The sequence below is a fragment of the Pseudoxanthomonas mexicana genome (genome assembly GCF_001556105.1).
Lineage (GTDB): Bacteria > Pseudomonadota > Gammaproteobacteria > Xanthomonadales > Xanthomonadaceae > Pseudoxanthomonas_A > Pseudoxanthomonas_A mexicana_A.
The window spans coordinates 1-20,183 of record NZ_LSIF01000073.1 but is presented as its reverse complement, the minus strand read 5'-3'; the positions used below and the strand labels follow the sequence as shown (position 1 = coordinate 20,183).

Here is a 20,183-nt window from a genome sequence, read left to right as displayed (position 1 = left end):
ATCCTCCCGCCCGGCGCGCACCATGGCCGCATGTCGCGCCTCGTCCCGCCGCTGCTGTCGGTCCTGCTGCTGACCACGCCATCGATGGCGCACGCTCAAGTGCCCGCGGCAGGCACGCAGGTGACTATCTACCGCTGCGTGGCCGCCGACGGCCGCGTCGCGTTGCGTGACTCGCCATGCCTGAAAGGCGAAAAGCAGGAAGTGCGCGCGATGCAACGTCCACAGGACCCGGCACGGCCACCGCCGCGCGCCGCCACCGCGCCCGCGCCTGCACCGCCACCTCCCGCCGCGCCACCAACGCGCGTGGTCTACCTCACTCCGCCCAGGCCGATGTACGAGTGCATCGCGCCGGACGGGCAGACCTATGCCAGCGACACCGACCAGGGCAATCCGCGCTGGGTGTCCTACGGTGCGGCGTATCCCGCGCATACGTTATGGCCGCGCGGGCATGGCGGCAGCGTGTCGGGCAACGTCTCGATCGGCAACGGCAACCTGGCGCTCCAGAGCGGTGGTGGCCACCTGCCTCGCCCGCCTGCCGGCGGCCATCATCCCGGCCCGGTGATCATGCCGGGGGGCACCTGGGTACGCGATCCCTGCCATCCACTGCCGCAGCAGGAAGTCTGCGCACGCCTGTCCGACCGCCGCTACGACATCCTGCGCCGCTACGGCGCTGCGATGTCGAGCGAGCAGCGCGCGCTAGACTTGGAACAGCGCGGCATCGATGCGCGCATCGCCAACGATTGCAGGTAATGATGACCCCCATCGCACGCTCCTTCGCACGCCTGTTGCTCGCCTTGTCGTGCGGCAGCCTCGGTATCGCCGTCGCCGCTGCGGCCGACGTGACCATCTACCGCTGCACCGACGCCAGCGGCGCGCTGACCCTGCAGAACTCGCCCTGTCCCAAGGGCATGAAACAGGAAACGCGCACGATGCAGGGCGTGAACACCGTGCCGATGGTGCCGGGGCAAGCCACTGCACCCGCCACGACACCCGCGGTCGCGCCCGCACAGGCGCCTGCGGCCACCGCACCCTCCAGGGCGACGCCGACGACCGATCCCGCGTCACCCACCTCTGACGCCCATCGGCTGCCGCCGCCGGTGCTGTTCCAGTGCACCACGTACGACAAGGACAGCTACGTCACCGAGGACGTCCTGCCCGCCTCGCGCTGCGTGACGTTGCGCACGGTAGGCCTGGACGGCAACCCGCAATCCGGCGCCGGCCAGGCCTGCGAGGTGGTGCGCGATACCTGCGCGCGCGTGCCCGACGGCGCGTTGTGCGAGGCGTGGAAGAAGCGCCGCGATGAAACCGAAGTCGCTTTCCGCTTCGCGCGCCCGGAGAATGCCGAGAAGAACCGCGCCGACTACGAGCGCGTCGCACGCATCGTCGCCGAGAGCCGCTGCGGGCAGTAAGCCGCGCTCGACTGCGTGGCAGCGGCCTTCAGATCCGCCAGGTCGTTTCCTGGCCGGAAGGCACCGGACGCAGCCACGCAGGCCAGGCACCGACATCGCCATCCGGAACGAACGCAACGACGTCGATATCCTGCTGGCCGATGCCAGCGGCAAGAGCTGCAACCGCCTGCGGTGAACCGCGCCGTCAACGGTGCCAGCGGACCTCCACTCAGAACCCGTAGCGCAGGAAACCGCCGTCCACCGCGATGCATTCGCCGGTGACATAGCTCGATGCAGGCAGGCACAGGAAGACAACGGCAGCGGCGACTTCCTCGGGCTCGCCGATGCGGCGCATCGGCGTGCGCGCGACGACTTCTTCGTAGTAATCCGCGTCCGCCAGCGGACCGGAGGTGCGGCGCGTGCGGATGTACCACGGCGCCACCGCGTTTACGCGCACGCCGTCCTCGGCCCATTCCGCAGCCAGGTTGCGGGTCAGCTGGTGCAGCGCGGCCTTGGTCATGCCGTAGGGCGCGCCGCTGCGCACGGCGGTGATGCCGGAGACGCTGCCGACGTTGACGATGCTCGACGCCGCATGCCGCGTCAGCAGCGGATGCGCATAGCGCGAGAGTTCGAACGCGGAGAAAAGATTGGTCTCGAAGATCCCGCGCCATTCGTCTTCGGTGTAGTCCACCGCGGCACGGGTGACGTTGCCGCCCGCATTGTTGATCAGGATGTTGAGGCCGTCGTCGTGGTCTTCCACCCAGTCGAGGATGGCGCGGCGGTCTTCGTCATCGGCCACGTCGGCGGCGAGCGTGCCGATCTCGCGCTCGGGGAATTCGTCACCGAGTTCGGTGCGCGCGTCCTGCAGCGCATCCATGTCGCGCGCCACCATCAGCACGTCCGCGCCGAAGCCGAGCAGTTCGCGTGCGATCGCCAGCCCGATGCCCGCGCTGGCGCCCGTTACCAGCGCCAGTTGTCCTTCCAGTCGCCACCGGTTCGCCGCCACATGCGCCTCCTTCATCGATGGGCGTAGCATAGCGCCACGCCACAGGAGGACCGTCGCCATGACCCGGATCCGCCTCACCCTGCTTGCCGCACTGTTGCTGGCCTGCGCCGCCTGTCGCGCGCCCGAGCCACCGCCCACCGACGAAGCACCCGAACCGCAGGCGAACGCGGACAGCGTCGCCGCCTGATCCACACGCCGCAACGCGCGCGTGGAAGGACTAGCGCGGCGGCTGGATGGCCGGTGCGTGCTGCGCCATCAGCTCGACGATCCAGTCGATGAACACCCGCAGCTTGCGGCTGACGTGCCGGCTGGGCGGGAACGCCACGTACAGCGGCATCGCATCGAGCTGCCAGTCCTCGAACAACGGCACCAGCTCGCCCCGCGCCAGCGGTGCGCGCGCCATGTACCGAGGCAGCCACAGCACGCCCAGGCCGGCGATGCCGGCGGCGAGGTACGCATTGCCATCGTCCACGGTCAGCACGTGGCGACCCTGCACGCGCAGCGGCTCGCCGCCGCGATGCATCGCGTAGGCCAGCGGTGCGCCGGTCCGCGCGCCGCGATAGCCGACGATGCGGTGATGGCTGGCTTCCAGCGCGTGCGGATGCGCCGGCGTCCCCGCACGCGCGAGGTAACCCGGCGCGGCGTACACGCCCAGCGGCAGGTCCGCCACGTGGCGCGCGCGCAGCGACGGCTCGGCGATATCGCCACCGCGCACCACGCAGTCCACGTTCTCGTCGATCAGGTCCACCTTGCGGTCGCTGGCGCCGATGTCCAGCTGGATGTCGGGATAGCGCGCGTGGAAATCGGGCAGCGCCGGCATCAGCACCAGACTGGCCAGCGGCGCGGGCACGTCTACGCGCAAGCGCCCGCGCGGCGACGTGGAGGCCGCCGACAGGCTGGTCTCGGCGTCGTCCAGGTCGGCCAGCAGGCGCACCACGCGGTCGTAGTACGCCGCGCCGTCGGCGGTGACGTTGACCTTGCGCGTGGTCCGGTGGAGCAGCTTCACCCGCAGGTGCGCTTCCAGGTGCTGAACCAGCTGCGTCACCCGCGTCCTGCTGGCCTGCAGGGTGTCGGCAGCCTTGGTGAAGCTGCCGGTGTCGACCACGCGGACGAACGCCTGCATCGCGTCGATACGGTCCATGCGGGCACTCCGGCGTGAGGGGATTGTTTGGATTCTACAAATAGTGATCCCGCGCCTGGCGTGTTTATCCGGTCCGCGCGGCTGCCTAGCGTGGCCGCCATGTAACGGGGCACCCCGCCCCCCAAGGAGAATCCGATGACCATCCGTGACGCTGTCTTCCCCGCCGGCCGACACGAGCTGTACGCCACCCACGCGTATTCCGCCGCGATCCGCTCGGGCGACCTGCTGTTCGTGTCCGGCCAGGTCGGCAGCCGCACCGACGGCTCGCCCGAGCCGGACTTCGAAACGCAGGTGCGCCTGGCCTTCGCCAACCTCGAAGCCACCCTCAAAGCCGGCGGCTGCGGGCTGGACGACATCGTCGACGTGACGACCTTCCACACCGACCCCGAGCAGCAGTTCGAGACCGTGCTGGCCGTCAAGCGCGACGTCTTCCCGGCTGCGCCCTACCCGAACTGGACCGCGATCGGTGTGAACTGGCTCGCTGGCTTCGACTTCGAGATCAAGGTGATCGCGCGTATTCCGGGCTGACGGAGGTGCGGCAGGCGGCAACGGGATGCCGCCGCCTGGTTTGACGCGACGCACAATGCTGTGACTACACTGCGTCGCCTCCACCACCCTCACCTGCAGGCGCGGCGGGCTGTTTCACTTTCCCCGCCGTCCTTCGTCTAGTTGTCTATGGAGCCCGCCCGCCATCCTGCCGACGAGGCCGCCGATCCGACAGGATCCGCGGTGCCTTCCCGCCCTGCGCCATCGGAAGCCGGGGCCAACCAGGCCGCCGAGCTGGTACGTAACCTCAACGCGACCCTGATCCGGTCGCTGCAGTTGCGGCTCGGCTCGTACGAGGACGCCCGCGAGGTCGCGCAGGAGGCCTACGCGCGCCTGCTCAACCTGGGCAACGACCAGGTCGTCAGTTTCCAGCGCGCGTTGCTGTTCAAGATCGCCCAGAACCTGGCCACCGACCTGCTGCGGCGACGGGCCTACACCGAACTGCCCGAACCCGACGGCCTGGACCTCTGGCCCGATCCCGGGGCCGACCCGGAACGCTCCGCCCGGGCCCGGTGGGTCGTCGAACGCCTGCCGGCGGTACTGGCCGAGCTGCCACCGAAATGCGCCGACGCCTTCCGGCTGGTCCGCATGGAGCAGTGCAGCTTCAAGGAAGCCGCCGAACGCCTGGCGCTGACGGACAGGATGGTGCGGATCCATGTCGCACGGGCGCTGGCTTTCTGCCAGCTGCGCTTCGATGAACTCACGGACGAACAGGAAGGCGCCGACCATGCGTGACCACCCCCGCACGACCCGGGCGCAGGCGCTCCAGGAAGCCTCGGACTGGTTGATCCGCCTGGGCGACCACGACCTGCAGGACGCCGACATCGACGCGTGGAATGCGTGGATGGAAGCCTCGCCGCTGCATGCGCAGGCGTTCGAGGACGTCCACCTGCTCTGGGATGCCGCCGCCGGCGTCGACCCCGGACAGGTCATCGCCGCGCAGCAGGCACGCGCCGCCGATGAGGTGGCGACCGCCGCGACCACCGACCGCGTGGCGATGTCGCCGCCGGCCGTCACCCACGCGTCCTTCCAGCCCCGCCCGACGACGGCGCCCGTGCCGCGTACGGCGACGCGCACCCGCCCGCGCCGCTGGATCGCGCTGGCGGCCAGCGTCGCGATGCTGGCCGTGCTGGTGGGCGCGCTGAAGTTCAGCCGCACCACCGCGCCGACCGGGATGCGCCTCGCTGCCGAGATCGGCACCCCGCGCCAGGCCGATCTGCCCGACGGTTCGCGCATCGACCTGGATGCCGGCAGCGAAGTGGTCGTGCAGTTCAGCAGCCAGCGCCGCCAGGTGGAACTGGTGCGCGGCCAGGCCTATTTCGCCGTCGCCAAGGATGCCGCCCGCCCGTTCGAAGTCCGTGCGGACGGCGCGCTGGCGCAGGCGCTGGGCACGCACTTCAGCGTCGCCAAGCGGAACGAGGGCATCCGCGTCATCGTCACCGAAGGGCGCGTGCAGGTCAGCGATCTGCGCGCGCATGGCGGCGGCATCGCCAACCATGTCGTGCAGCTCGCCGCCAACCAGAGTGCGACGCTGCAGGAGGGTGGCCCGCTCGACGGCCCCGTCGACCTCGACGCAGAATCGACCCTGGCCTGGCTGCAGGGGAAGGTCACCTACCGCAGCGAGACGCTCGGCAATGTCGTGGCCGACCTCAACCGCTACTCGCGGCGGCCGATCATCCTGCAGGACGCGACGCTGGCGCAGATGCGGGTGACGGGACGCTGGAGCACCACCGACCTCGACGTCTGGCTCGACAGCGTCGCGCAGGCGCTCTCGCTGTCGGTCGTGCGGCGGCAGGACGAGATCCTGCTGGTGTCGCCCGTACCAAGCACCCGCCTGCCCGGCGGAAAATCCGCGGCATCGCCGGGCGCCGCGACCGTCCGGAGATAAGGGAGACCATCGGGAACCTTGAGCGCAGCTGCAGTCCGACCGGGAGCCACGCCTCCCCGCGCTGAGCGCCGGGGACGGGGTTCCTGTTGGCTGCGCCTCCCGCTGCTGCTCGGTCTCGCGTCCTGCATCGCCCTGTCGCATGCCCAGGATCGGGCGGCGCGCCCGTCGTCGTTCGCCATTGCGCCGCAGTCGCTGGAGGACGCGCTCATCGCGTTCTCGGAACAGTCCGGCATCCAGTTCGTCGCGATCGGCGACCTGAAGACCGCCACCCGCACGCCCACCGTGCGCGGCGTGCTGGACAACGAAGAAGCGCTGCGTCGCCTGCTCGCCGGCAGCGGCTTCGGCTACACCTTCCGCGCCAGCGGCGTGGTCACGATATCGCGCGACCTGCCGGTCCGGGGTCCATTGCCCGCCACCCCGGCGACCGCGTCGGCCCCGGCGCCCATCGAACTGGCAGGCGTGCAGGTAACGGCCCGGCGCCGCACGGAGCGCAGCATCGATGTGCCGCTTGCGGTCACCGCCCTCGACGGCCAGCAGCTCGATGGCATGGGCATCGCCAATGCCGCGCTCGCGATCGATTCGGTACCGGGCGCGTCGTCCGTCGACATCGGCGGCGGCTTCACCCAGGTGCAGATCCGCGGCGTGTCGAGTTCGCTCGGCGGCAACGACAACGGCTACTACCTGGACGACATTCCCTTCACCGGCGTGACGGTGCCGTGGCATCCGGATGCGCGCGCGTTCGACCTCGATCGTGTCGAAGTGCTCAGGGGGCCGCAGGGCACATTGTTCGGCGAAGGCTCGATGGGCGGCACCGTGCGCATCCTGACCCGCAAGCCCGAGCTGGACCGCCTCTCGCTGCTCGCGCAAGGCGGTTGGTCGACCGCGAGCGGCGGCGGCAGCGGTTGGTCGGCGAAGCTGATGGCCAACCTGCCCGTGTTCGAAGACCGCCTGGCCGTGCGCGTGGTGGCGACGGACGAATCGCTGCCTGGCTGGGTGGACGACGCCACCGACGGTCGCCGCGACATCAACACCCAGCGCGTGCGCACCCGTCGCCTCCGCGCCACGTTCCTGCCGACGGAACGCTGGCGACTGGATGCCGCGCACTGGTCCTACCGCTCCAGCGCACCCGGTGGCGGCTATGCCGCCGACGACGCCATGCAGGTCGCGTACTACTACGGGCGCGATGCGGACTGGACCACGTCGAACCTGGTGAGCACCTACGAAGGCGACACGTCCGCGCTCACCTACACCTATGCGGAAGCCGACCTCGCGCAGCGCCAGCAGGGCGAGATCCTGCCGGACACCGCGTACGACAGCGCGATCGACATCGGCGTGCGCACCCACGAACTGCGCTGGAGTTCGACCGGCCAACGCACCGTCGCGTGGACCGTGGGCGCGTACCGCCGCCAGGCGCGGCGCCTGGATGCCAGCGCCATCGGCGAGGTCGCACCGAGCCGCGCACGCCAGGAGAACGACGGCGGCGCGCTGTTCGGCGATGCCACCGTGCAGCTGCCGAACCCGGCATGGAGCGTCAACCTCGGCCTGCGCTACTTCGAGGATCAAGTGCAGGGCGTGTCGCTGACCGGCGACGCGCAGACCATGCTCGACGAGCAATTCCACAGCTGGAATCCGCGCCTGGGCCTGTCGTGGACGCCGGCCGACGACACCACGGTCTACGCCAGCCTGGCGAAAGGCTTCCGCTCGGGCCAGCTGCAACCGATCACGTCATTCCTGCTGGCACAGGCCGCCGGCATCGAGCTGCCGACGCGCATTGCCGCCGACCGCATCATCACCGCCGAACTCGGTGCGAAGGCATTGGCGCGCGAGGGCCGCGTGCTGGTGGAAGCTGCCGTCTTCCAAAGCCGCTGGCGCGACGTGCCGGTGCGCGTGCCGGTGACGGACGTGTTCAACGGCCTGGTCAATTCCGACGGTGCGAAGATCCGCGGCGCGGAGATCGGACTGACGTGGAAGCCACGCGACAGCCTGTCCTTCCAGTTGGAGTCGGCATGGGTCGATGCGGCCTACACCGCCGACGTCGCCGGCACGCCGATCACGCGCGGCTCGCCGGTCTACAACACGCCACGCCTCACCTGGGGCGCCGCCGGTGAATACCACCGCACGATCGCCCGCGGCATGCAGGGCATCGCGCGTGCCGGCGTGCGCTACCACAGCGCGCGGCAGGCCTCGCTGACGCAGGGATCGCCGGGCGACGACATCCTCTCGGCACACGTGCGGCTGGGCGTGGAGACGGCGGCGGGATGGAGTCTGGCGGTGTACGGCGACAACCTGACCAACGAACAGGGCGCGGACGACGCGCGCACCACGCGCGGCGTCGCGACACGACTGCGGCCACGCACGCTCGGCGTCGAGCTGCAGGTCCGTTACTGATGCAACCAAAAATTCTGTAGCGAAAATTTCATTTTTGGTTCACCGGATCGTCACGGCTTTCTGAGAGGGCCGCACGACGTCCGTCGCCTGGCCCTCGATCGCGCATCCGCGCCCCCATCGAGAGCCAGGAGAGTTCACGTGAATCGCATCGCCCGTTCTTCGTCCGTTCCCGCCAGCGTGCTTCCTTCCCGCAGGGCCTTGTGCCTGGGGGTCGCCACCGCGTTGCTGTTCGCGGGCAACGTCCATGCCCAGGACAGCGAGGCCAGCACACCGACCACGACGGAGACGCAGGCGACGTCGGGCGAGGTGAAGGAACTCGGCTCGGTGACCGTCACCGCACGCAAGCGCAGCGAGCGGCAGATCGACGTGCCGATCGCGATGACCGCGGTGACCGGCGAACAGATCGATGCGTTCGGCATCAGCAACATCGCCGAGATCATCAGCATGACCCCCGGCGCCGGCTCGGTCGACAACGGCGGCGGCTTCACCCAGGTGCAGATCCGCGGCGTATCCAGCTCGCTCGGCGGCAACGACAACGGCTACTACCTCGACGAGATTCCGTTCACCGGCGTCAGCGTGCCGTGGTATCCCGAAGCGCGTTCGTGGGACATCGACCGCGTCGAGATCCTCAAGGGCCCGCAGGGCACGCTGTTCGGCGAAGGCTCGATGGGCGGCACGGTGCGCATCCTGACCCGCAAGCCGGACTTCAACGAATTCGGCGGCGCCATCGAAGCCTCGGCCTCCACCACCCAGGGCGGCAGCGACGGCTGGGGCGGCAAGGCCGTGGTCAACATCCCGCTGATCGACGACCGCCTGGCCGCGCGCGTCGCCGTCACCGACGAGAAGCTGTCGGGCTGGACCGACGACAACACCACCGGCAACAAGGACATCAACGAACAGCGCGTCAAGACCGGCCGCGTGAAGGTCCGCTTCGCACCCACCGACCAGTGGACGATGGATCTTGCCTACTGGACCTACAAGTCCGAAGCCCCCGGCGGCGGCAACGGCGCGCTGGACGACCTGACCACCAACTCGTTCTACAGCAACGACGACGAGTGGCGCACCGCGAGCTTCGTCAGCACCTACGACTTCGGCGGTTCGGAACTGTTCTACTCGTTCGCTGACGCGGAACTCGACTACGCCAACGACGGCATGCTCAATCCGACCACGACCTACGTCAGCAACATCAACCTGCAGGTGCGCACGCAGGAACTGCGCTGGTCCTCGACCGGCGACCGCACGCTGGACTGGACGGTGGGCTACTACCTGCGCGAAGCCGAGCGCAACGATGCCTCGCAAGTGGGCACCGCGGCCCCCAGCAGCTCCAGCCAGACCAACGACGCCTACGCCGTGTTCGGCGAAGTGACCGTCAAGCTGCCCGACCCGCGCTGGGCCCTGACCGGTGGCATCCGCTACTTCAGCGATGACGTGGACGCCATCTCCGTCTCGACCACGCGCGTGTCGACGCTCAACGCCACCTTCGACAGCTGGAACCCGCGCGTGTCGCTGTCCTTCAAGCCGGCCAACGACACCACCCTGTACGCCAGCGCCGCACGCGGCTTCCGCTCCGGTCAGTTGCAGCCGATCTCCTCGATCCTGCTGGCCGAAGCCAACGGCGTCGAACTGCCGTCGACGATCGATCCGGACTCGATCACCACTTACGAACTCGGCGCGAAGTCGCTGTTCCTCGACGGCAGCCTGCTGGTCGAAGGTGCGGTGTTCTACAGCGACTGGGAAGGCGTCGCCGTGCGCGTGCCGATCACCTCGACCATCAACGGCCTGACCAACTCCAAGGGCACCGAGAACAAGGGCGTCGAAGTCAACGTGGTGTACACGCCCAGCGCCTCGCTGATGCTGCAGGTCGGCGGTTCGATCATCGATGCGACCTACGTGGCCGACGTGCCGGGCACGCCGCTCAACAAGGGCACCGACGTCTACAACGTGCCGCGCAACAGCTTCACCGCGTCGGCGGCCTACAGCTGGGACGTCGCCGCCGACCTGCGCGGCGTGGTGCGCACCGGTGTGGTGTACGACTCGGCGCGCGAAACGGCGCTCACCGCCGGTTCGCCGGGTGACGCGATCACCATGCTCGATGCGCGCATCGGCGTGGAATCCGACAACGGCTGGTCGGCCTTCCTGTACGGCAACAACCTGACCAACGAAGACGGTGCGCTCAACGCACGCACCACCCTGGGTGTCGCCAACCGCCTGCGCCCGCGCACCTACGGCGTGGTCTTCCGCTACAGCTTCTAATCCACCCCGGCCGGCGTCCGCCTCGCGGATGCCGGCCTTCCAACGGGAACGATCACATGCATATCGATATCAAGACGCCCGCGCGCATGCGTGCGCTGGCGCTCGTCGCACTGGCCGCCGCCGCACCGGCGATGGCACAAGCCACTGACGACCAGTGGCTGGAAGCGCCACACGGCACGCAGGCGCTGGAATGGGCACGCGCGAAGACCGCCGCTTCACAGACCAAGATCCGCGCCATGCCCACGTACGCGACGGTCAAGGCCGAACTCGCCTCCGCGCTGGCCACCGGCGCGGCGGAGCCGGACATCACGCTGATGGGCCAGCGCGCCGTGCGCTTCCTGCGCGATGCCGAACACCCCTACGGCCTGCTGCAACTCGCGCGTCGTGGCGACGACGGCCTGCCGGGCGCGTGGCGCACCGTGCTGGACGTCGGACAGCTACGCAAGACCGAGAACGCACCGCTCGAACTGCAGGCCTACGACCTGTCCAGCGCCTGCCTGGCGCCCAGCTTCAGCCGCTGCCTGCTGCGCCTGTCGCCGGCCGGTGGCGATGAAGTCGAGATCCGCGAATTCGATCTCGACCAGGCCCGCTTCGTCGAGGGCGGCTTCCGCACGCCGAAGGCGCGCGCGTTCGCCGAATGGCTGGGGCCGGACCAGATCATGGTCGAACACACCGCCGATGGCGCGCCGAAGACGATGGCCGGCTGGCCCGCGTCGGTACGCCTGTGGCAGCGCGGGCAACCACTCGCCAGCGCGCGCGAGGTGTACAAGGCCGAACCGTCGGACGCGATCGTGCAGCTGTTCGCGGTCGGCGACGGCGCGCAGCGTCGCGGCGTCATCGTGCGCGCGATCAACTACTCCACCTTCGACGTGTTCGCGGTGACCCAGGACGGCCGCATCGAACAGGCCGCATTGCCGCGCTCGCTGAAGCCGATGGCCGTGCAGGCCCTCGTTGGCGACCAGGTGGTGGTGCAGCTCGGCACCGATGAAGTGGTCGAAGGCACGGCGTATCCGGCCGAGACCCTGCTGGCCTGGAACAGCGATCCGGCCGTGCCCGCCGGCAAGAAGGTCACCCGCATCTACACCCCGGCGGACGGCGACTACCTCGGTGGACGCAGCGACATCGCCAGCGCGCAGGGCAAACTCGCGTTCGTGGTCAATCGCCGGCTGGTGCCGCGCGTGCTGCTCGCGCGTCCCGGTGCCGATGGCTGGACCGTCGACGAAGCGCTGGCCGGGCAACCGGGCGACAACATCTCGGTGCGCGGCGGCGGCAGTTCCGATGACGACCTGATCGTCGCCACCAACGGCTTCGTCAATCCGCGCCGGCAGGAACTGTTCCGCCCCGGCCAACCGTTGCGCCTGCTGGCGAAGGACCGTGCGCTGTTCGAAGAAGGCCGCTACGTCACCGAGATCCGCACGGCGACCTCGCGCGACGGCACGTCGGTGGACTACTACCTGCTGCATCCGAAGACGCCGGCCGCCGGCCCACAGCCGCTCTTCATGACCGGCTACGGCGCGTTCGGCATTTCCTACCGTCCCGGTTACTTCGACTACACGGTGGGCGGACCTGCGTTCAAGCTGTGGCTGGACCGCGGTGGTTCGCTGGCGATCCCCGCGATCCGCGGGGGCGGCGAGCGTGGCGAAGCCTGGCACCAGGCGGCCATCCGCAAGGATCGCCAACGCTCGTACGACGACTTCATCGCCGTCGCCGAGCAGCTGGTGTCGAGCGGCTACACCACGCCGAAGCACATCGGTGTGTTCGGCATGTCCAACGGCGGCCTGCTGTCGGCGACGCTGGGCACGCAGCGCCCGGACCTGTTCGGCGCGGTGGTCAGCGATGTACCGCTGACCGACCTGATCCGCATGCGTCACATGGGCATGGGCGCGGCGTGGATCAACGAGTACGGCGATCCCGACAAGCCCGATGAAGCGAAGGCGATGCTCGCGTACTCGCCGATGCAGAACGTGCGAAAGGGCACCACGTACCCGCCGTTCCTGGTCACCATCTCGACGGAAGACAACCGCGTCGGCCCCGGCCACGCGCGCAAGCTGGCTTCGCGCCTGTTCGACGCCGGTGCGCCGGTCTACTTCCTCGAGGACGAGGAAGGCGGCCACGGCGTCAGCGATGCGTTCCGCAATCCAGAACTGATGGCGCTGCGCATGACCTTCCTGATCGACACGCTGATCCCGGCCCACGCCGGCACGCACTGAGTGCACTGCCTCCGGTCCGCGTCCGCGCGGGCCGGAGGTCGATCGTGTTCAAGCGGCGGCAACGCGCCGCACGCATCCGCGCTGATCGCTCACGCGACCTTGCACAGCGGCACTTCGTTCGGCCGCAGCGTCAGTACGCGTGCACCGGTGCGCGTCACGGCGACGGTGTGCTCGAACTGCGCGGACAGTTTGCCGTCGCGCGTATGCACCGGCCATACGTCGGGCTGCGAGCGGATCGCGGCGCGGCCCTGGTTCACCATCGGCTCGATGGTGAAGACCATGCCTTCCGCCAGCACCAGGCCCGTGCCCGGCTTGCCGTAGTGATGCACGTGCGGCGCTTCGTGCATCTCGCGGCCGATGCCGTGGCCGCCGTATTCCTTCACCACGCTGTAGCCCTGCTCGCGCGCGTACTGCGTGATGGCGTGGCCGACATCGCCGAGGCGCGCACCCGGACGCACGGCGGCGATGCCTTTCCACATCGCCTGGTAGGTGGCCTGCACCAGCCGGCGCGCGGGATAGGCGACGTCGCCGATCAGGTAGGTGGTGCTGGAGTCGGCGATGTATCCGTTCTTCTCGAGCGTGATGTCGAGGTTGACGATCTGCCCGCTGCGCAGCACGTCGTCGTGCGAGGGCATGCCGTGGCAGACCACGTCGTCGATGGAGGCGTTGAGCACGTACGGAAAGTCGTACTGCCCCTTGCTCGCGGGGCGCGCGTGCAGCTCGTCGACGATCATGCGTTCGACCAGGTCGTTGATCGCCATCGTGCTCATGCCTTCCAGTGTGAGCCGGTCGAGGCGGTCGAACACGGACGCCAGCAGCGCGCCGGCCTCCGCCATGCGCGCCAGTTCGTCGGCCGTCTTGATCACGTGTGCCCCGCGAGCAGCGGTGCCGGTTGCACGCCGGCCGCACGCAGTTCGTTGGCCACGATGTCCTGGAAGCTCAGCTCCGGATGCATCTCGCAGAGCATGCCGACCTTGATCCAGAAGTTGGCCTGCGCGTTGATCGAGCGGTGGCTGACCGTGCAGGCACGACGCAGCTGGTCGTGCAGCGCGTCGTCGATGTTGACGATGCCCATGGGGGAATCTCGAAAGCGGGATATGCGTATCATATATGATTCGTATATCCCGTATCCACGGATGCCCACAAACGCAACGGGCCGCGCAGTTGCCCGCGCGGCCCGTCGATCACACTATGTAGGAAGAACTCAGAACCCGCAGAAGCAGTACGCCAGGCTCTTCACCGGGGCGCCGTTGCGGTCGTTCACCGCCTCGTCGACGAAGCGCAGCTGCGCCTCCATCTCCGGCAGGCTGCGCGCCAGCAGCGCGCGGGCGAAGTCGGAATCCTTCAGCCAGGCCGAACCGATCCGGCTGCCGGCGAAGCCGCCCATGAACTGCGAGAACGGCGAGGACATCTTCTCGATGTAGCGCACGCGGTAGGCATCGGCCTCGCCCAGCTTGGCGCGCTTGGCGGCATCGGCGACCGCCGCGTCGAAACCGGCGAGTTCGTCCACCAGGCCACGCTCCTTCGCCTGCGCACCGCTCCACACGCGACCGCGGGCGACGGCGTCGACCTCTTCCACCGGCTTCTTGCGCGCTTCCGCGACCTTGCCGGTGAAGTCGGCGTAGCCCTTGTCGATGACCGACTGGATCACCTGGCCCACGGCCGGGTCCAGCGGGCGGGTGATGTCGAACGCGCCGGCGAAGCGGGTGGTGCCCACGCCGTCGGTGCGCACGCCGATCTTCTCCAGCGTGCGCGGCACGGTGGGGATCATGCCGAAGATGCCGATGGAGCCGGTGATCGTGGATGGGTCGGCGTAGATGCGGTCGGCATTCATGCTGATCCAGTAGCCACCGGAGGCGGCCAGGTCGCCCATCGACACCACGACGGGCTTGCCGGCTTTCTTCAGCGCGGCCACTTCGCGGCGGATCTGCTCGGAGGCGTACACGCCGCCGCCGGGCGAATCCACGCGCAGCACCACGGCCTTCACGTCGTCGTCGTCGCGTGCCTCGCGCAGCAGCGCCGAGGTGGACAGGCCACCGATGCGGCCGGCCGGCTGGTCGCCGTCGGTGATCTCGCCTTCGGCCACGACCACCGCGATCTGCGGACGCTTGTCGAGCGGGTTCGTCCTGGCGTCGACCTGGGTCAGGTAACCGGTCAGGCCAATGGCGCGGAAGCCGGTCTCGGAATCCTCGTCGGCCACGCCGCGCTCGATCAGCAGGTTCTCGACCTCTTCCTGCGTCTTCAGGCCATCGACCAGCTTCTGCTGCAGGGCGTACTTGGCCAGGTCGCCACCGGCGGCGGCGATGCCTTCGGGCAGCGTGTCGATGCCGGCGGCCAGCGCTTCCGGCGTGGTCTTGCGGACCTTGGCGATGTCGGCCAGCAGGCGCTGCCACACATCGTTCATCCAGAACAGGTCGGCTTCCTTGGCTTCCTTCGAGGCGGCGTCGAGCACGTAGGGCTCGGCGGCGGACTTGTACTCGCCCACCTTGAACAGGTGCACGTCCACGCCGAGCTTCTCCTGCAGGCCCTGGCGGTAGTACTGGCGATAGCGGCCCAGGCCCTCGAGCATCAGGCTGCCCATCGGATCGAGGTAGACCTCGTTGGCCTGCGCCGCCAGCAGGTACTGCGTCTGGCTGATGTTCTCGCCGAAGGCGACGATCTGCTTGCCGGAGGCGCGGAACTTGGCCAGCGCGGCGGCGACTTCACGCAGCGAGGCGTAACCGGTCGGCTGCAACTGGTCCACGCGCAGCAGCATGCGTTCGATCTTCTCGTCCTTCTGCGCCGTCTCGATGGCGCGCAGCAGGTCGCGCAACTGCACTTCCTCGGCGCTCTTGTCGCCCAGCGCCTTGGCCAGCGCGCGGGTGGCGGGATCGGCGGTGAACTGCTCCACCAGGCGGCCTTCCGGCGCCAGTACGAAGGTGGTGCGCTCCATCAGCGGCTTCACCCCGCCACTGCCGGCGGCAATGACGAACACGATGAAGATCAGGAACAGCAGCCCGAAGAAGATCAGGTTGAGGACCAGCTTGCGGGTGAAATTCATCACGTCCCACAGGCCGACGAAGAAGGCGACGACCGGGCTGCGACGGGGTGCAGGTGCGACTTGGTTCATGGGGAACTCCGGGAAACTGGGATCACTGTAGCGTGTCGTGGGTGAGGCTTTCATGCCCCGTTGGTCACCGTGACCGGGGCGGGAGACGCCGCAGCGGCCTGCCAGCGCCGGCTGCTGCGCTCGAAGCGCCAGCCCAGCAGCACGGCGGCGGCGGTCAGGCCGACGATCAGGCCCAGCCACATGCCCTGCGGCCCCCAGCCGAGCCCCAGGCCGAGCCCGGCGCCCAGCGGCATGCCCAGGCCCCAGTACGACACCACCGCCAGCCACATCGGCACGCGCGTGTCCTTCAACCCGCGCAGCGCACCGGCCGACAGCACCTGGATACCGTCGGGGAACTGGAACGCCGCAGCGAACAGCAGCAGCGTGCCGGCCAGTGCGGCGACGGCGAGGTCGTCGGTATACAGCGACACCACCAGGTCGTGGCCCAGCAGCAGGAACAGCGCCGAGATCGCCTGCGTCGCCAGCACGATGACGTAGCCGGCATGCGCGGCGCGGCGGATGCCCAGCGTGTTGCCTGCGCCCACCGCATGGCCCACGCGCACGGTGGTGGCTTCGGCCACGCCCATCGGGATCATGAAGCACAGCGCCGACACGTTGATCGCGATCTGGTGCGCGGCGGCGGGCGTGGTGCCGAGGCGCGCGATCAGCAGCGCGGTGACGATGAAGAGGCTGCCTTCCATCAACACGGTGATGCCGATCGGCAGGCCGGTGCGCAGCAGCTGCATCATCGGGGCAGCGCGCGGCGGATCGAATTGCGCGAACAGCCGCAGGTCGGCGAAGCGGTGCGTGCGCGACAGGTAGATCGCGAAGGCGATCGCCTGCACCCACATGGTCAGCGCCGACGCGATACCCAGCCCGCCCGCGCCCATCTCCGGGAACCCGAACTTGCCGAAGGCCAGCACGTAGCCGACCGGCGCCAGCACCAGCAGGCCGCCGAAGCCGAGGATCATGGTCGGCAGCGTCCAATGCGTGCCTTCGCTGAGGTAGCGCATGCAGAAGTAGAACGTCAGCGCCGGCACGCCCCAGCGGATGCCATGCAGGAAGGCGGTGGCGCCGGGAATGATGTCGTGCGCGATGCCGAACGCCGCCAGCGCGTACGGCGCCACGCTGAGGAAGGCGAACATCAGCAGGCCCAGGCCCAGCGACAGCCACAGCGCCTGCCGGAACAGCGGGCCGATCTCGGCACGCCGGTTGGCGCCATCGAGTTGCGAGACCGAGGCGGTCAGCGAGATCAGCGTGCCGATCGGCACCATCATCGGCAGCCACAGCAGCGCGGTGCCCACGGTCACCGCCGCCAGCGTCGCGGTCGCGTGGTGGCCGGCGATGACGTTGTCGACGAAGCCGATCAGGCCAGTGGAAACATGGCCCAGCACCAGCGGCAGGGCGAGCGTGCCCGTGGCGCGCACTTCCTGGCCGAAGCGCGGGGTCGGGGAGAGGGAGACGGACATGAGGATCAACCGCCGGACTGCGGTCGCGCGGCGTCGCGCTGGCACCGGGTCACGGGAGGCCGGTATCTTACCCGCTCGCTTCCCGCGCCGCCCGAACGCCCCATGACCCCATCGCACGACGAGGTGCACGCTGCGGCGTGCGAGAACTGCAGGACGCCGCTGCAGGGCGGGTTCTGCCACGTCTGCGGGCAGAACGCGCACAACCCGCTGCGCAGCTTCGGGCATGCGGTGGAAGAGGTGTTCGAGTCGTTCTGGCACCTGGACGGGCGCATCTTCCGCACCCTGCGCACCCTGCTCTCGCCCGGCACGCTGGCCAACGCCTACCTGGCCGGCCACCGCGCGCCGTTCGTGGCGCCGCTGCGGCTGTTCGTCATCCTCAGCGTACTGACGTTCTTCGTGGCGAAGCTGACCCTGCATATCGGCGAAGTGTCGTTACCGCCGCCACCGCCCACGGCGGACGGCAAGACCAACCTGGTCGCGGCCCAGGAAGAATCGGGCATCGACTTCTCGAAACAGACAACCGTCGAGGGCGTCCTCAGGCAGCGCGACGAGACGCTGGATGGCCTGGTCTCGGCGCGTGCCGGCATGCCGCGCGGCCTGGGTTTCATGCGCGAGCGCGTCGAACCCAACATCTACGCCACCCAGCGCCTTGCGCGCCAACGCATCACCCAGTTGCAGCCCGATCATCCCTCGCTGGCACTGCCTGATCGCTATCCGGAAGGGTCATCGTTGCCCGAGATGCCCATGCGCACCCTGATCACCGTCGGCGACAAGCCGTTCGATGCCGAGACCAACCCGGTGCGCGTGGGCTGGCTGCCCGACTTCGCCAATCGCTGGTTCAACAGGAAGCTGGCGCGGGCGGAAGAGAACGTCCCGCGCGTGGCGCAGGATCCGAACTACTTCGTCACACGCCTGATCGGCTCGGTGCCGTCGGCCCTGTTCGTGCTGGTGCCGGTGTTCGCGCTGCTGCTGAAGCTGGCGTACATCGGCACAGGGCGCGTCTACCTGGAACACCTGGTGGTGGCGTTGTACAGCCATGCCTACCTGTGCCTGTGCGTCCTGGCGCTCTGCCTGACCCAGGCGTTCGGCAGCCTGGTCACGGCCGACAGTTACTGGTGGAAGATCCCCTACTGGACGGTGCTGGCCGCGATCCTGGTGTGGATGCCGATCTACCTGCTGAAGATGCAACAGCGCGTGTACCGGCAGCACCGGATCGTCACCCTGCTCAAGTTCTCGGTGCTCGGCGCGCTGTATTTCATGATGCTGGTGATGGCGCTGATCTTCCTGACGCTGACGACGTGGGTGAACGTCTAGCGGTCCCGCCGCTGCCGCAGCCACGCGCGACGTTGCGCCTCGGGCACGGCCAGCAGTTCGCGACGGAATCCATCGCGATCCTGCGGCGGCAGGCGCTGCGCCAGCGCGGCGAGGTCGTCACGCTGTTCCGCGTCCAGCCGGCGCAGCAACGACAGCAGGCCATCGCGCTCGCCGGGCGGCACGTAGGCGAACAGCGGCTGCAGGCGTGGCCAGTCGGCGCCGAGTTCCGGACCCAACCGCCAGCCACGCCGCTGCATCGCATCCAGCACGGCGAACTGGGTGCGCAGCGCGGCCTGGTGTTCCGGCGGCAACGCCGCGATCTCGTTGGCGGCACCACGCAAGCGTGCGCGCTGCACGTCGTCCAGCGCGCGCCATGCCGCGTAACGGGCACGACGATCCTCGCGTTCACGCGAGGTCAGTGCATCCCACGCGTGGCGCGGTGACGATGCGGCTTCCTGCATCGCAGGCGGCAGTGTGCCGACACGTGCCGGCGGCGACGCGTCCTGCGCGAACGACACTGCGATGCCGACCATCCCCGCCATCGCCAAGCACACGCCGAGAATGGTGGTGCGACGCTCAGCGATCCCCATTGGCCACCTCCGTCGCAGTCGCCTGTGCCGCACTGCCGCCGGCGACGTACCACGCCAGGAAATCCGCCTCGCGGGCGCGGGGCTCATCCGCATCCGCGAGCAGGGCGTCGTCCGGATCGGGATCGACGGGATTGGTGGCATCGACGCGCGCTGCGGGCGCCTCGGCGGGCGGCAGCGCTGCCACGATGATTTCGGGATCCGGTGGCAATGCCAGCGTGGCTTCGTCACCGGACGACTCCGCCGCCTGCACCGGCACCGACGGACCGGATGACGAGCGCCACCACCAGAGGGCTGCGGCCGCCGCTATCGCGACCAGCAACAGCACGAACGCCACGACGATCCAGCGGCCCCGCCGCGGCGTTTCACCGGCAGCGGCGAAAGTAGTCGGTGCCGTGGGCGGCAAGCGCGTGCCGGCCAAGGCGTCCTCGCGCAGGCGCGCCAGCGTGGCCAGGCGATCGGCAGGCAATTCGCGGAGATGCTGCTGGATGGCGTCGGCCACCGCACGCCAGCCGGCGGCGTCCGGATGACCCAGCGCGTCGCGCGGGCAGGCGCGGGCCAGCGCGTCGCGGTAGGCCGCACCGTCCAGCGCAAGGACCTCGGCGGCCTCCGCTTCCTGCAGGCCACCGGCGAGCCGGAGCAGCAGCGCCGCGCGATCGGCGGTGGCGGGCCGGGCCAGGGCCGCGAAGGCATCGGGCCAACGGGCGGCGGGACCATCGACGCGCAGTTGCGGCGTCGCCACGAGCAGCGCCCAGAAGCGCACCGGCCAGTCGGCCATGGGCAGGCCGGCTGCCTTGCCCCGGAATGCGCGCAGGGCCGCGGCGAGGGCGACATCACCGCGATCGGCGTCCCCGCACTGCAGTTCGGCGAACACCGCACCCCGGCGTTCGCACCCTCGCAGGAAG

Annotated in this window: 18 protein-coding genes; 10 read left to right on the top strand and 8 right to left on the bottom strand. The window is 69.3% G+C overall.

Going from position 1 to position 20,183, the window contains the following annotated elements; translation table 11 throughout:
- Positions 1-30: 30 nt before the first annotated feature.
- Together AX730_RS12890 and AX730_RS12885 are read left to right on the top strand one after the other, a co-directional pair.
- The gene (locus AX730_RS12890) at positions 31-750 is read left to right on the top strand and encodes a DUF4124 domain-containing protein (RefSeq protein WP_062357158.1); all 720 of its coding nucleotides are present in this window, start codon (positions 31-33) and stop codon (positions 748-750) included.
- Complete coding sequence (locus tag AX730_RS12885) at positions 750-1,409, top strand: DUF4124 domain-containing protein (RefSeq protein ID WP_232310255.1); 660 nt, start codon at positions 750-752, stop codon at positions 1,407-1,409. The genes AX730_RS12890 and AX730_RS12885 overlap by 1 nt, the downstream gene beginning before the upstream one ends.
- A gap of 208 nt (positions 1,410-1,617) precedes the next feature.
- Here AX730_RS12885 and AX730_RS12880 read toward each other — a convergent pair whose 3' ends face one another.
- On the bottom strand, positions 1,618-2,394 hold the full coding sequence (locus AX730_RS12880; RefSeq protein WP_157074240.1) for an SDR family oxidoreductase: 777 nt from the start codon (positions 2,392-2,394) through the stop codon (positions 1,618-1,620).
- 58 nt (positions 2,395-2,452) lie between these two features.
- Between AX730_RS12880 and AX730_RS19490 the strand changes: the two genes are divergently transcribed.
- Positions 2,453-2,581 (top strand): hypothetical protein, encoded by a 129-nt coding sequence (locus AX730_RS19490; RefSeq protein WP_269746999.1) that lies wholly within the window; start codon positions 2,453-2,455, stop codon positions 2,579-2,581.
- 30 nt (positions 2,582-2,611) lie between these two features.
- On the opposite strand, the gene AX730_RS12875 is transcribed toward AX730_RS19490, so the two are convergent.
- Positions 2,612-3,535, bottom strand: a complete 924-nt coding sequence (locus AX730_RS12875; RefSeq protein WP_062357157.1) for a LysR family transcriptional regulator — start codon at positions 3,533-3,535, stop codon at positions 2,612-2,614.
- Positions 3,536-3,670: 135 nt separating this feature from the next.
- On the opposite strand from AX730_RS12875, the gene AX730_RS12870 reads away from it, so the two are divergent.
- From AX730_RS12870 to AX730_RS12845, 6 genes are all read left to right on the top strand, one after another.
- On the top strand, positions 3,671-4,063 hold the full coding sequence (locus tag AX730_RS12870; RefSeq protein ID WP_062357155.1) for a RidA family protein: 393 nt from the start codon (positions 3,671-3,673) through the stop codon (positions 4,061-4,063).
- Between the two features lie 147 nt (positions 4,064-4,210).
- Entirely contained in the window at positions 4,211-4,816 is a 606-nt protein-coding gene (locus AX730_RS12865; protein WP_062357153.1) for an RNA polymerase sigma factor, read from the top strand.
- Positions 4,809-5,969 carry a FecR family protein gene (locus AX730_RS12860; protein WP_062357150.1) on the top strand — a complete coding sequence of 387 codons (1,161 nt, stop codon included), beginning with the start codon at positions 4,809-4,811 and terminating at the stop codon, positions 5,967-5,969. Before AX730_RS12865 ends, AX730_RS12860 begins: the two co-directional genes overlap by 8 nt.
- Positions 5,970-5,987: 18 nt before the next feature.
- Positions 5,988-8,357, top strand: a complete 2,370-nt coding sequence (locus tag AX730_RS12855) for a TonB-dependent receptor (RefSeq protein ID WP_062357149.1) — start codon at positions 5,988-5,990, stop codon at positions 8,355-8,357.
- Positions 8,358-8,495: 138 nt separating this feature from the next.
- Positions 8,496-10,610: a TonB-dependent receptor gene (locus AX730_RS12850; RefSeq protein ID WP_157074239.1), complete on the top strand. Its 2,115-nt coding sequence runs from the start codon at positions 8,496-8,498 to the stop codon at positions 10,608-10,610.
- Between the two features lie 56 nt (positions 10,611-10,666).
- Entirely contained in the window at positions 10,667-12,820 is a 2,154-nt protein-coding gene (locus AX730_RS12845; protein WP_062357147.1) for a prolyl oligopeptidase family serine peptidase, read from the top strand.
- An 89-nt stretch (positions 12,821-12,909) separates the two neighbouring features.
- Here the strand turns inward: AX730_RS12845 and map are convergent, their stop codons facing one another.
- From map to AX730_RS12825, 4 genes are all read right to left on the bottom strand, one after another.
- Positions 12,910-13,686 (bottom strand): type I methionyl aminopeptidase, encoded by a 777-nt coding sequence (gene map, locus AX730_RS12840; RefSeq protein WP_062357146.1) that lies wholly within the window; start codon positions 13,684-13,686, stop codon positions 12,910-12,912.
- Positions 13,683-13,895 (bottom strand): ParD-like family protein, encoded by a 213-nt coding sequence (locus AX730_RS12835; RefSeq protein ID WP_062357145.1) that lies wholly within the window; start codon positions 13,893-13,895, stop codon positions 13,683-13,685. Before AX730_RS12835 ends, map begins: the two co-directional genes overlap by 4 nt.
- Before the next feature lie 129 nt (positions 13,896-14,024).
- Entirely contained in the window at positions 14,025-15,929 is a 1,905-nt protein-coding gene (sppA, locus tag AX730_RS12830) for a signal peptide peptidase SppA (RefSeq protein WP_062357144.1), read from the bottom strand.
- Positions 15,930-15,979: 50 nt separating this feature from the next.
- The gene (locus AX730_RS12825; RefSeq protein ID WP_062357141.1) at positions 15,980-17,377 is read right to left on the bottom strand and encodes an MATE family efflux transporter; all 1,398 of its coding nucleotides are present in this window, start codon (positions 17,375-17,377) and stop codon (positions 15,980-15,982) included.
- A 102-nt stretch (positions 17,378-17,479) separates the two neighbouring features.
- Here AX730_RS12825 and AX730_RS12820 point away from each other — a divergent pair, with 102 nt between their 5' ends.
- A complete protein-coding gene (locus AX730_RS12820) occupies positions 17,480-18,691 on the top strand; it encodes a DUF3667 domain-containing protein (RefSeq protein ID WP_062357140.1) in 1,212 nt (403 codons plus the stop codon).
- On the opposite strand, the gene AX730_RS12815 is transcribed toward AX730_RS12820, so the two are convergent.
- Together AX730_RS12815 and AX730_RS19170 are read right to left on the bottom strand one after the other, a co-directional pair.
- A complete protein-coding gene (locus tag AX730_RS12815) occupies positions 18,688-19,281 on the bottom strand; it encodes a DUF3106 domain-containing protein (protein ID WP_198147186.1) in 594 nt (197 codons plus the stop codon). The two genes, AX730_RS12820 and AX730_RS12815, sit on opposite strands and share 4 nt — an antisense overlap.
- The coding region (locus tag AX730_RS19170; protein WP_062357136.1) for a hypothetical protein at positions 19,268-20,183 on the bottom strand (916 nt) is incomplete at its 5' end. The genes AX730_RS12815 and AX730_RS19170, both read right to left, overlap by 14 nt.